This window comes from Alcanivorax quisquiliarum (assembly GCF_023051175.1).
In the GTDB taxonomy this organism is placed as follows: domain Bacteria; phylum Pseudomonadota; class Gammaproteobacteria; order Pseudomonadales; family Alcanivoracaceae; genus Isoalcanivorax; species Isoalcanivorax quisquiliarum.
This window is the reverse complement of record NZ_JALKII010000006.1, coordinates 94,378-106,862: the sequence shown is the minus strand read 5'-3', so window position 1 is coordinate 106,862 and position 12,485 is coordinate 94,378. Positions and strand designations below refer to the sequence as shown.

Annotated in this window: 10 protein-coding genes; 9 read left to right on the top strand and 1 reads right to left on the bottom strand. The window is 61.7% G+C overall.

Annotated features, from left to right (window positions below; translation table 11 throughout):
- The first annotated feature begins 47 nt into the window (after positions 1 to 47).
- From dapB to greA, 4 genes are all read left to right on the top strand, one after another.
- Positions 48 to 851, top strand: coding sequence for a 4-hydroxy-tetrahydrodipicolinate reductase (dapB, locus tag MU846_RS10070; RefSeq protein WP_246952290.1), 804 nt, complete (start codon positions 48 to 50; stop codon positions 849 to 851).
- A 222-nt stretch (positions 852 to 1,073) separates the two neighbouring features.
- Positions 1,074 to 2,207 carry a glutamine-hydrolyzing carbamoyl-phosphate synthase small subunit gene (gene carA, locus MU846_RS10065; protein ID WP_246952288.1) on the top strand — a complete coding sequence of 378 codons (1,134 nt, stop codon included), beginning with the start codon at positions 1,074 to 1,076 and terminating at the stop codon, positions 2,205 to 2,207.
- 181 nt (positions 2,208 to 2,388) lie between these two features.
- A complete protein-coding gene (gene carB, locus MU846_RS10060) occupies positions 2,389 to 5,628 on the top strand; it encodes a carbamoyl-phosphate synthase large subunit (RefSeq protein ID WP_246952286.1) in 3,240 nt (1,079 codons plus the stop codon).
- Entirely contained in the window at positions 5,628 to 6,104 is a 477-nt protein-coding gene (greA, locus tag MU846_RS10055) for a transcription elongation factor GreA (RefSeq protein WP_246952284.1), read from the top strand. Before carB ends, greA begins: the two co-directional genes overlap by 1 nt.
- A 220-nt stretch (positions 6,105 to 6,324) precedes the next feature.
- Here the strand turns inward: greA and MU846_RS10050 are convergent, their stop codons facing one another.
- Positions 6,325 to 6,639, bottom strand: coding sequence for a YhbY family RNA-binding protein (locus tag MU846_RS10050; RefSeq protein ID WP_246952282.1), 315 nt, complete (start codon positions 6,637 to 6,639; stop codon positions 6,325 to 6,327).
- 93 nt (positions 6,640 to 6,732) lie between these two features.
- On the opposite strand from MU846_RS10050, the gene rlmE reads away from it, so the two are divergent.
- The 5 genes from rlmE (at position 6,733) to tpiA (ending at position 12,481) form a co-directional block, all read left to right on the top strand.
- Positions 6,733 to 7,356, top strand: coding sequence for a 23S rRNA (uridine(2552)-2'-O)-methyltransferase RlmE (gene rlmE, locus MU846_RS10045; RefSeq protein ID WP_246952280.1), 624 nt, complete (start codon positions 6,733 to 6,735; stop codon positions 7,354 to 7,356).
- A gap of 71 nt (positions 7,357 to 7,427) precedes the next feature.
- Positions 7,428 to 9,350 (top strand): ATP-dependent zinc metalloprotease FtsH, encoded by a 1,923-nt coding sequence (gene ftsH / locus MU846_RS10040; RefSeq protein ID WP_246952506.1) that lies wholly within the window; start codon positions 7,428 to 7,430, stop codon positions 9,348 to 9,350.
- Positions 9,351 to 9,352: 2 nt separating this feature from the next.
- A complete protein-coding gene (gene folP / locus MU846_RS10035; protein WP_246952278.1) occupies positions 9,353 to 10,198 on the top strand; it encodes a dihydropteroate synthase in 846 nt (281 codons plus the stop codon).
- Positions 10,199 to 10,265: 67 nt separating this feature from the next.
- Positions 10,266 to 11,603: a phosphoglucosamine mutase gene (gene glmM, locus MU846_RS10030; RefSeq protein ID WP_246952275.1), complete on the top strand. Its 1,338-nt coding sequence runs from the start codon at positions 10,266 to 10,268 to the stop codon at positions 11,601 to 11,603.
- A gap of 116 nt (positions 11,604 to 11,719) precedes the next feature.
- Positions 11,720 to 12,481: a triose-phosphate isomerase gene (tpiA, locus tag MU846_RS10025; RefSeq protein WP_246952273.1), complete on the top strand. Its 762-nt coding sequence runs from the start codon at positions 11,720 to 11,722 to the stop codon at positions 12,479 to 12,481.
- Positions 12,482 to 12,485 lie beyond the last annotated feature (4 nt).

Sequence of the window (12,485 nt, the reverse complement as noted above, 5' to 3'; positions counted from 1 at the left end):
TTCCCTGTAGCCTTCCCAGCCCATCAATCTGCAACGGAACCCTGTCCATGAAAGTAGGCATCATCGGCGCCGCCGGGCGCATGGGGCGCACCCTGATCGAAGCGGTGCAGGCGTTTGACGGCCTCGTTCTCGGCGCCGCGGTCGATGTGCCCGGCAGTTCGCTGATCGGTGCCGATGCCGGTGAACTGGTAGGGCAGGGCAAGCTGGGCGTGTTGCTGGCGGACGACATCAACAAGGTCATCAACGACGCGGATGTGTTTATCGACTTCACCATTCCGGAAGCAACCATGGTGAATATTCGCGCCTGCCGCGCTGCCGGGCGCCGCCTGGTGATCGGCACCACCGGCCTGACAGACGAGCAGAAGGCGGAGCTGCACGCCGCTGGCGCGGATATCGCCATCTGCTTTGCTGCCAACTATTCAGTGGGCGTGACGCTATGCCTGAAGCTGCTCGACACCGCAGCCCGCGTGCTGGGCGACGAGGTGGATATCGAAGTGATCGAGGCGCACCACCGACACAAGATCGATGCGCCGTCCGGCACCGCCCTGGCGATGGGCGAAGTGGTGGCCAGTGCGCTCGGCCGCGATCTCAAGGATTGTGCTGTTTATGGCCGCGAAGGCCGCACCGGCGCCCGTGATCGGAAGACGATCGGCTTCGAGACCATCCGTGCCGGCGATATCGTCGGCGAGCACACGGTGATGTTTGCCGGCGAAGGCGAGCGCATCGAGATTACCCACAAGGCCAGCAGCCGCATGAATTTCGCCCGCGGTGCAGTGCGTGCCGCCGCCTGGCTGGCAGAGCGTGAGCGCGGCGTATTCGACATGCAGGACGTGCTTGGCTTACGGGACTGACGTCTCGTATTTCAGCCCGATGCCCTGCCAGTGTGTCCTTGCGCTGGCGCCCGGCGGCGATTGCCCCTAAAATACCGCGATCCTGAAGGGCCGGTGACGCGGCTGGCGGCCAAATGAGCCGAATTCGAGCGAGATGGATCACTCCATCTCGCTTTTTTGCGCACGCGATGCACGGTGCGGGCCCTTTCCCGCAAGACACAGTAATGAATTCTGGAGGTTGCGTTGACGGTACCGGCCATACTGGCGCTGGAAGACGGCAGCATCTTCCGGGGCGTCGCACTCGGCGCGTCCGGCAAGACCGTTGGCGAGGTGGTGTTTAATACAGCGCTCACCGGCTATCAGGAGATCCTGACCGATCCTTCCTATGCCCAGCAAATTGTCACCCTCACCTATCCGCATATTGGCAACACCGGCATCAATGCGGAAGATAATGAATCCTCCAAGGTATGGGCTGCGGGTCTGGTTATCCGCGATCTGGCCCAGACGGTCAGCAACTGGCGTGCCGAGCAAAGCCTGCCCGAGTACCTGCGCCAGCAAAATATCGTCGCCATTGCCGAGATTGATACCCGCCGCCTGACCCGCATCCTGCGGGAAAAAGGCGCCCAGAGCGGCTGCATCATCGCTGGCGAAGGCGTCTCGGAAGACGACGCCCTGGCCGCCGCACGCAGCTTTTCCGGGCTGGCGGGCAAAGATCTGGCCCGCGAAGTCAGCACCAAAGAAGCCTACAGCTGGACAGAAGGCACCTGGCGGCTGGGCGAAGGCTACCGCGAGCAGGCCGACGCCCGCTTCCATGTGGTGGCCTACGATTTTGGCGCCAAGCGCAACATCCTGCGCCTGCTTGCCGAACGCGGCTGCAAGCTCACCGTGGTGCCGGCGCAGACGCCGGCCAGCGAAGTGCTGGCGATGAAGCCTGATGGCGTGTTTCTTTCCAACGGCCCCGGCGACCCCGAGCCGTGCGATTACGCCATCCAGGCGATCCGGGAAATTCTGGATACCGGGCTGCCGATGTTCGGCATCTGCCTTGGCCATCAACTGCTGGCGCTGGCCTGTGGTGCCAAAACGCGCAAGATGAAGTTCGGCCACCACGGCGCCAACCATCCGGTGAAAGATCTGCAACACAGTACCGTGATGATCACCAGCCAGAACCATGGCTTCGAGGTGGATGGCGACTCGTTGCCGGCAACGCTGCGAGCTACTCATGTCTCGCTGTTCGATGGCTCACAGCAAGGCGTTCATCACACGGAAAAGCCGGCCTTCAGTTTTCAGGGCCACCCGGAAGCCAGCCCAGGGCCGCACGACCCTGCCTCGCTGTTCGATTACTTCGTCGAGCTGATGGCGGCTCGCGAGGCGAAGTGATCCCGGTAAAGCCGGTAAAAGGAAAGCACCGCGCCGGCGGGCCAACAGGGCCGCCAGCGCCACGTCCGGCGTTTGACGCCAGACGCTAAACTCTCAGTGGGCCAGGGCGGCACGCCCCCGCGGCGTCCGAAATTCGACGTCCGGCCCAGTAGCAAGCACCCATGCGGACGGTTACTCGACCATGCCAAAACGCACAGACATACAAAGCATCCTCATCATCGGCGCAGGGCCTATCGTGATCGGCCAGGCCTGCGAGTTCGACTACTCCGGTGCCCAGGCCTGTAAAGCGCTGCGCGAAGAGGGATACCGCGTCATCCTGGTGAATTCCAATCCCGCCACCATCATGACCGATCCGGCCATGGCCGATGCCACCTATATCGAGCCGATCACCTGGGAAACCGTCGAACGCATCATCGCCAAGGAGCGCCCTGACGCGCTGCTGCCCACCATGGGCGGCCAGACCGCGCTGAACTGCGCGCTGGATCTGGAACGCCACGGTGTCCTGAAAAAATACAACGTGGAAATGATCGGCGCCAACGCCGATGCCATCGACAAGGCAGAAGACCGCAGCCGCTTCGATCAGGCGATGCGCAAGATCGGCCTGGAATGCCCGCGCTCAGCGCTGGCGCACTCCATGGAAGAAGCCTTCGCAGTGCTGGAAGATATCGGCTTCCCCTGCATCATCCGCCCCAGCTTTACCATGGGTGGGTCAGGTGGCGGCATCGCGTACAACCGCGAAGAGTTTCAGGAAATCTGCGAGCGCGGCCTGGATCTTTCACCCACCAAAGAGCTGCTGATCGATGAATCACTGCTCGGCTGGAAAGAATTTGAAACCGAAGTGGTGCGTGACAAGAACGACAACTGCATCATTGTCTGCACCATCGAAAACCTTGATCCGATGGGCGTGCATACAGGTGATTCCATCACCGTCGCGCCGGCGCAAACGCTGACCGACAAGGAATACCAGATCATGCGCGACGCCTCCATCGCGGTGCTGCGCGAGATCGGCGTCGAGACCGGTGGTTCCAACGTGCAGTTCGGCATCTGCCCGCAAACGGGCCGCATGGTCGTTATCGAAATGAACCCGCGCGTCTCCCGTTCGTCCGCACTGGCCTCCAAGGCAACCGGTTTCCCGATTGCAAAAATCGCCGCCAAGCTGGCCGTTGGTTATACGCTGGACGAGTTGCAGAACGACATTACCGGCGGCAAGACGCCGGCCTCGTTCGAACCCTCCATTGATTACGTTGTTACCAAGATTCCGCGTTTCAACTTCGAGAAATTCAGCGCTGCTGATCCGGTGCTCACCACGCAGATGAAATCCGTGGGCGAAGTAATGGCGATCGGCCGCAACTTTCAAGAGTCGCTGCACAAGGCACTGCGGGGCCTGGAAACAGATTCCTGCGGTTTTGATCCGAAGCTCGATCCGAAAGATGGCGATCTGCGCCAGCAAGTGATCGAATCGCTGGCTTCGCCAGGCCCGGATCGTATCTGGGTGCTGGGCGATGCGTTCCGCGCCGGCCTCACCGTGGAGGAACTGTATCGCTTGACCAAGATCGACCACTGGTTCCTGGTGCAGATCGAAGACCTGATTCGTGACGAGCAGCGCCTGGCCGACATCACTTTTACCGGCCTGGATCGCGACACCTTGTATCGCCTCAAGCGCAAGGGCTTTTCCGATGCGCGGCTGGCACGCCTGCTGGGCGTGAAAGAGGCCGATGTGCGTGGCAAGCGCCATGAATTCAATATCCGGCCCGTGTACAAGCGCGTCGATACCTGCGCGGCAGAATTTGCCACCAGCACCGCCTATATGTATTCCACATACGACGAAGAGTGCGAGTCGCTGCCGTCGGATCGTGAAAAAATCATGGTGATAGGCGGCGGCCCGAACCGGATCGGTCAGGGCATCGAATTCGACTATTGCTGCGTGCACGCCGCGCTGGCAATGCGCGAAGACGGTTACGAAACCATCATGGTCAACTGTAACCCGGAGACCGTCTCCACCGATTACGACACATCAGACCGCCTCTATTTCGAGCCGGTGACACTGGAAGACGTGCTCGAAATCGTTGCCAAGGAAAAACCGAAAGGCGTGATCGTGCAGTACGGCGGTCAGACACCGCTGAAACTGGCCCGCGCACTTCAGGGCGCTGGCGTGCCGATCATCGGCACCAGCCCGGATGCCATCGATGAAGCCGAGGATCGCGAGCGCTTCCAGCAGATGGTCAACAAGCTTGGCCTGAAGCAGCCGCCGAACCGTACCGCACGCAGCATTGAAGATGGTGTGCGGCTGGCCGCCGAAATCGGCTATCCGCTAGTGGTACGGCCTTCGTATGTGCTTGGTGGCCGCGCCATGGAAGTGGTGTTCAACGAAGACGAACTGCGCAGCTACATGAAAAACGCAGTGTCCGTTTCCAATGAATCGCCGGTGCTGCTGGATCGCTTTCTTGACGATGCCATCGAAACCGATGTGGACGCCGTATGCGACGGTGAAGACGTGGTGATCGGCGGCATCATGCAGCATATCGAGCAAGCTGGCGTGCACTCCGGTGACTCGGCCTGCTCCCTGCCGCCATACAACCTGCCGGACGATGTGCAGAACGTGATGCGTGAGCAGTCGGCGGCGATGGCCAAAGAGCTGGGCGTGATCGGCCTGATGAACGTGCAGTTTGCCGTCAAGGATGGCGACGTGTACGTGCTGGAAGTGAACCCGCGTGCCTCGCGCACGGTGCCCTATGTGTCCAAGGCAATCGGCGTGTCGCTAGCTGCCGTGGCGGCCCGCTGCATGGCCGGCACCTCGCTGAAGTCACAAGGTTTTACGCGAGAGATCGTGCCACAACATTACTATGTAAAAGAGGCGGTGTTCCCGTTCGCCAAGTTCACCAAGGTCGATCCGATCCTGGGCCCGGAAATGAAATCCACCGGTGAGGTGATGGGCGTCGGTGCAACCTTTGCCGAAGCGTATGGCAAGGCGGCGCTGGCGGCCGGCGAGCGCTTGCCGCGTGAAGGCACGATCTTCATTTCCGTGCGCGAAGCGGATAAAGAGCCGGCGGTGGAAGTGGCGCGCAAGCTGGTTGCGCTCGGCTTCAATCTGGTCGCCACCGACGGCACCGCGAAACGTATCGACGCGGCGGGGATTCCTGTCACGCGAGTGAATAAAGTGATGGAAGGCCGCCCGCACGTGGTGGACATGATCAAGAACGATGAAATCGCCATGATCATCAACACCACCGAAGGCAAGCAGGCGGTGCGCGATTCGTTCGCCATCCGGCGTTCGGCATTGCAGCACAAGGTGTATTACACCACCACCATCAGCGCCGCCTGGGCAGTGTGCCAGACACTGAAACTGGAGGACGACTTGCAGGTACGACGCCTGCAGGATCTGCATGCGGCACTTGAAAATGCCGTTAATGGAGGTAACTGATGCAGCGATTCCCGATGACTGTCGAGGGTGCTGAAGCGCTGCGCGCAGAATTGCAGCGTTTGAAAATGGTCGAGCGCCCGCGCATTGTGCAGGCGATTGCCGAAGCCCGCGAGCACGGCGATCTGAAAGAAAACGCAGAGTACCACGCGGCGCGTGAAGAGCAGGGCTTTTGTGAAGGCCGGATCAACGAGATCGAATCTCGGCTGGCAGCAGCACAGATTATCGATGTGAGAGAAATTCAGCCCACCGGCAAGGTGTTGTTCGGTACGACCGTGACCATCATCAACGTCGATACCGACGAAGAGCGAGTCTACAAGATCGTGGGTGATGACGAAGCGGATATCAAACAGCAGAAAATTTCGGTCAATTCTCCCATTGCCCGTGGCCTGATCGGCAAGGAAGAGGGCGACGTGGTGCAGATCGAAACACCCGGCGGGGTGGTCGAGTACGAAATCGACAAAGTGGAGCATCTGTAACAAGGCGAGCCTTTGAGGCGCGCACCCCGCCGCTCCCTTTTTTAGTGGCGAAGCGAGCCGGGCGCAGAGGTGCGCCTGGTGAAGGGTCAGGTAGAAAGAACAGTGTAGAAAGAACAGGCCAGCCGCCGTGCCTGGCCGCGCCGCGTCAGGCTTCGCTAGTGCAGGCCGGTTAATGCAGGCCCGCTCACAGGTCTGCTAATGAAGAATGGCGCCGCCGGGCTCAGCCCTGTTGGGCGCGCAGAATGTTGGAGAGCTTGGGGTTGGGCTTTTTCGCGGCCCGGTAAAGCAGCGCGACGTTACCGACTCGCTGCACCAGCTCGGCAGCAGAAGCCTCCAGCAGGGCCGCGATTACCGCGTTGCGATCATCCCGGTTTTCGGCATTGATGCGTACCTTGATGAGCTCATGGTCCTCCAGTCGGGCATCCAGCTCGCTGGTGAAGGCATCGCTCAGGCCGTTGCCCCCGAAAATCAGGATCGGCTTGAGATGATGGCCGATAGCGCGGAAGCGGCGAGTGTCCTGGGCGGAAAGAGGCATGGCGGATCTCCGGAAAAGGGCGCACATTCTAACCGGATCTGCGCCCGCTCGCGAGCAGTGGCGCCCGTAGCAAGCAAGGCAGGTCAAAAGCAGATGGCACGATCAAAAAGCAGCGGCCGCTGGTTGCAGGAGCATTTCAACGATCCCTGGGTGGCCAAGGCGCAGGCCGAGGGTTATCGCTCCCGCGCCAGCTACAAGCTGCTGGAAATACACGAAAAGGACAAACTGTTCCGGCCCGGCATGCGGGTGCTGGATCTCGGTGCCGCCCCCGGCGGCTGGTCACAGGTGGCCGCCCGGCTGGTGGGCAGCAGCGGCCGGGTGGTAGCCAGCGACATCTTGCCGATGGACGCGATCCCCGATGTAACCTTCATTCAGGGCGATTTTCACGACGAAAGCGTGTTCGAGGCGATCCTCGAAGCGCTGGGCGGGAACAAGGTTGACCTTGTAATGTCCGACATGGCCCCCAATATGAGTGGTAACCGGGCGGTGGATCAGCCACGCGCCATGTATCTGGCGGAGTTGGCGCTGGATATGGCACGGCGAGTGCTGTCCCGCGAGGGCCGTTTCCTGACCAAGATATTTCAGGGCGAAGGGGTGGATGAGTACCGGCGCGAGCTCCAGCAGGGGTTCGACAAGCTGGTTACCCGCAAGCCTGCGGCCAGCCGCCCGCGCTCCCCGGAGACATACCTGCTGGGGACCGGCCTGAAAATGGTGTAAGTTCTATGGTGTGTGGCGAAATGCCATGCACGCAAATCGGCGTCAACGGGAAGAGGTGTCCCTTGAACGACATGACCAAGAATATCGTGCTCTGGTTGGTGATTGCCGGCGTCTTGTACGTAGTCGCCCAGGGCATCAGCCACGAGCCCGCCGTGCAGACGGTGGAATACTCCGAGTTCATCAAGCGCGTGGAGCGCGGCGATGTGGCCCGCGTACAGGTGCAGGATTACCGGATTCGCGGCGAAGACCGCCAGGGCAACGGCTTTGAAACCGTGAAGCCGGCGCTGCCCGATCTCGACCTGATGCCGACGCTGATCCAGAACAACGTGCGCGTGGAGGGCAAGGAGCCGGAGCGGCAGGGCTTCATGACCCAGCTGCTGCTGTCGATCCTGCCGATCCTGCTGATCCTCGCCATTTTCATCTTTTTCATGCGCCAGATGCAGGGCGGTGGCAAAGGTGGCGGCGGGCCGATGACATTCGGCAAAAGCAAAGCGCGGCTGCTCTCCGAAGACCAGATCAAGACCACCTTCGCCGATGTGGCCGGCGTGGAAGAGGCCAAGGAAGAAGTGCAGGAGCTGGTGGAATTCCTGCGTGATCCGGGCAAATTCCAGCGCCTTGGCGGGCGTATTCCCCGTGGCGTGCTGATGGTCGGCTCGCCCGGTACAGGTAAAACCCTGCTGGCCAAAGCGATTGCCGGCGAGGCGCGGGTGCCGTTTTTCTCCATCTCCGGCTCCGATTTTGTGGAAATGTTTGTCGGCGTGGGCGCCTCCCGCGTGCGCGATATGTTCGAGCAGGCAAAAAAACACGCGCCCTGCATCATCTTTATTGATGAAATCGACGCCGTGGGCCGCAGCCGTGGTGCCGGCCTGGGCGGCGGGCACGATGAGCGTGAACAAACGCTGAACCAGCTGCTGGTGGAAATGGACGGCTTTGGTGCCAACGACGGCATCATCGTCATCGCCGCCACCAACCGCCCGGATGTGCTCGATGCGGCGCTGCTGCGGCCGGGCCGTTTTGACCGTCAGGTGGTGGTGCCGCTGCCCGACGTACGTGGCCGCGAGCAGATCATCAAGGTACACATGCGCAACGTGCCGGTGGCCGATGATGTCAACCCGAGCCTGATTGCCCGTGGCACACCCGGTTTCTCCGGTGCTGATCTGGCCAACCTGGTGAACGAAGCGGCGCTGTTTGCGGCGCGGGGCAACAAGCGCCTGGTGAGCATGGAAGAATTCGAACGCGCCAAGGACAAGATCCTGATGGGCGCGGAGCGGCGCTCCATGGTGATGAGCGAAAAAGAGAAGCTCAACACCGCGTACCACGAAGCCGGCCACGCGATCATCGGCCGCATCGTGCCGGAGCATGATCCGGTGTACAAAGTGTCGATCATTCCCCGTGGCCGCGCCCTGGGTGTGACCATGTACCTGCCCACCGAAGACAAATACAGCCAGTCCAAGCGGGCGCTGGAAAGCATGATCTGCTCGTTGTTCGGTGGCCGTATTGCCGAAGAAATGATCAATGGCTTCGATGGCGTCACCACCGGCGCCTCCAACGATATCGAGCGTGCCACCAAGCTGGCGCGGGCGATGGTGACCAAATGGGGTCTGTCGGAAAAGCTCGGGCCGTTGGCCTACGAGGAAGAAGAAGGTGAAGTCTTCCTCGGCAAGACCATGTCTCAGACCAAGCATGTGTCGGAAGAAATTGCCCAGGAAATCGACCGCGAAGTGCGCGCCATCATCGACAGCTGCTATGCGCGTGCAAAACAGATTCTCGAGGACAATCGCGACAAGCTGGAAGCCATGGCACAGGCGCTGATGCAATACGAAACCATCGACGCCGAACAGATCGAAGACATCATGAGTGGCCGTCAGCCGCGGCCGCCGAAAGACTGGCAGGACCCCGGCCCCGGCAGCGGCTCGCCGGCCAGCGAAGGCGGCTCCGAGCCGGCCGGCCCACGGAGCGAAGGCCCGATCGGCGGGCCAGCCAACACCCACTGACTATGGCAAGCGATTACCTACTGCAATGCGGGGCGCGGACACTGGCACTGTCCGCGCCTGTCGTTATGGGCGTGCTGAACGTCACGCCCGACTCCTTCTCCGACGGCGGCAAATATGTGCAGCGCGACGCAGCGCTGGCGCAGGCACGGCGCATGGTGGAAGAAGGCGCGAGCATCATCGATATCGGTGGCGAATCCACCCGGCCAGGTGCGGCCCCCGTCACCGTCGAGCAGGAGCTTGAACGAGTGGTGCCGGTGGTCGAGGCCATCGCCGCCGAGCTGGATGTGGTGATCTCACTGGATACCAGCACGCCGGACGTAATGCGCGAAGGTGCCCGCGCTGGCGCCGGGCTGATCAACGACGTGCGTGCGCTCACCCGCCCCGGCGCGCTGGCGGCGGCGGTGGACACCGGGCTGGCCGTATGCCTGATGCACATGAACGGCGAGCCGGGCGTGATGCAGCAGCAACCCAGCTACCCCGATGATGATGTGATCAGCGCCGTGGAAAATTACCTGCGCGAGCGTGTCGAGGCGTGCCTGGCGGCGGGTATTCCCCGGCAGCGGCTGGTAATCGATCCCGGCTTCGGTTTTGGCAAGACCCTGGCGCATAATCTGCGCCTGCTGCGTGAAATGAACCGTTTGCAGGCATTCGAGCTGCCGATCCTCGCCGGTATGTCGCGCAAATCCATGATCGGCCACGCCCTCGGGCGGCCGGTGGATCAGCGGCTGGCGGCGGGATTGGCGCTTCATGTCATGGCATTCGAGCGCGGCGCGCATATTATTCGCGCCCACGATGTGCGTGAAACCGCGGATGCATTGAACATCGCCCAGGCGGTGCTGAGCGCCTAGGCGCACGCAACGTCGCCGGCGTTACCCGCCGGCGGCCGGCAAAGGGCAAGAAAGAGGACGAGACAGGATGACCCGCAAATACTTCGGCACGGATGGCGTACGCGGCACCGTCGGGCAGTTTCCGATCACCCCGGATTTTGTACTGAAGCTGGGCTGGGCCGCCGGCAGCGTGCTGGCCGAATCCGGCCAGAGCAAGATTCTGATCGGCAAAGACACCCGCATCTCGGGTTACATGTTCGAATCCGCCCTGGAAGCAGGCATCTCCGCCGCCGGCGTGGATGTGCTGCTACTCGGGCCCATGCCGACGCCAGCCATCGCTTATCTGACGCACACCTTCCATGCCCAGGCCGGCATCGTGATCTCCGCCTCGCATAACCCTTACACCGACAACGGCATCAAGTTCTTCGGCGCCAATGGCCGTAAGCTGCCCGATCATATCGAAAGTGAAATCGAGGCGCGTCTTGATGAGCCGATGCAAATGGCAAACGCCGATTCGCTCGGCAAGGTGCGCCGCATCGTGGACGCACGCGGGCGCTATATCGAATTCTGCAAAAGCACCGTGCTCGGCCGCCTGAGCCTCAGAGGCATGAAAGTCGTGGTGGATTGCGCCAATGGCGCCGCTTATCACATCGCGCCGGACGTACTGGAAGAGCTCGGCGCAGATGTGATCGAGCTGGGCACCGAGCCGGACGGCGTGAATATCAACCTGAACTGCGGCAGCACGCACCCGGAAGCCTTGCAGCGCGCTGTTGTCGAGCATGGCGCCGATCTCGGCATCGCGCTGGATGGTGATGCTGATCGAGTGCTGATGGTTGACGATCAGGGCAACCTGGTGGACGGCGATCAGCTGCTGTATATCCTCGCCATGGATCGCCACCTGCGCGGCACGCTTCAGGGCGGCGCTGTCGGCACGCTGATGTCGAACTTTGGCCTGGAGCTGGCGTTGAAGGCGGTGGATATTCCGTTTTGCCGCGCCAAGGTCGGCGACCGCTACGTGATCGAAAAACTCGATCATCACAGCTGGCAGCTCGGCGGCGAATCCTCCGGCCACATCATTTGCCTGGATTGCACCACCACCGGCGACGGTATCATTGCCGCCCTGCAAGTGCTGGCGGCGTTGCAGCATCGTCAATGCACATTGCGCGACGCCTGCGCCGGCATGCAGAAATTACCGCAGACAATGATCAATGTACGTGGCGAGCGCCGCGACGGCGTTGCCGAGCGCGACGACGTGAAACAGGCCATCAGCGCCGCCGAAGCGCGTCTGGCCGGCAAAGGGCGCGTATTGCTGCGCCCTTCCGGCACCGAGCCGCTGATCCGCGTGATGGTGGAAGGCGAAGACGAAGCGCTGGTGGCGCAGGTATGCGGCGAGCTGGCTGAAACCGTCCAGAGCGCCATCGCCTGAAAAGCGGCAACTCTGAACCACACGGGCAAGTGCGCGCCACTTGCCCGAAAGAAGGCGCCTGACCTGTTCCCGGCCCAGGCCGAGCCATCCGAGAATTGAAAAAAGGCAGACGAACCATGTCCACCCCTCGTACCCCCCTGATCGCTGGTAACTGGAAAATGAACGGCCGCCTGACCATGGCCCGAGAATTGGCCAGCGCCATTGCCAAAGGCGCCCCAGCTGGCGTCGAGGTGCTCGTGTGCCCGCCGTTTCCTTATCTTGCGCCGGTGGCGGTGACACTCCAGGGCAGCGCCGTGCATCTCGGCGCACAGGATCTGGCAGCCAGCGAAGACGGCGCTTTTACAGGCGAAGTCTCCGGCGAAATGCTGGGTGATCTGCAATGTGGCTATGTGCTGGTGGGCCATTCCGAGCGCCGCACCGTGTATGGCGAGAGCGATGACGTAGTCGTCGCCAAGTTCCAGCGCGCCCAGGCGGCTGGCCTTGTGCCAGTATTGTGTGTGGGCGAAACTCAGGCTGAGCGCGAGGCCGGCGAAACGGAAGCGGTGGTCGGGCGGCAGCTGGATGCAGTGGTTAAAGCCGCAGGAATACAGGCACTTGAGCAAGCTGTGGTGGCATATGAACCGGTCTGGGCCATCGGCACCGGGCTCACCGCAAGCCCCGCCCAGGCGCAAGCCGTGCACCATTTTATCCGTGCGCGCCTCGCCGCTATCGACGCGAAAATCGCAACCGGCATTCGTATCCTTTACGGCGGCAGTGTAAAGGCGGATAATGCCGCCTCCCTGCTGGCCGAGAGTGACATTGATGGCGCTCTGATCGGAGGGGCGTCACTGGACGCGGACAGTTTTCTCGCCATTTGTCAGGCGGCAACAGCGCAATAAGCGG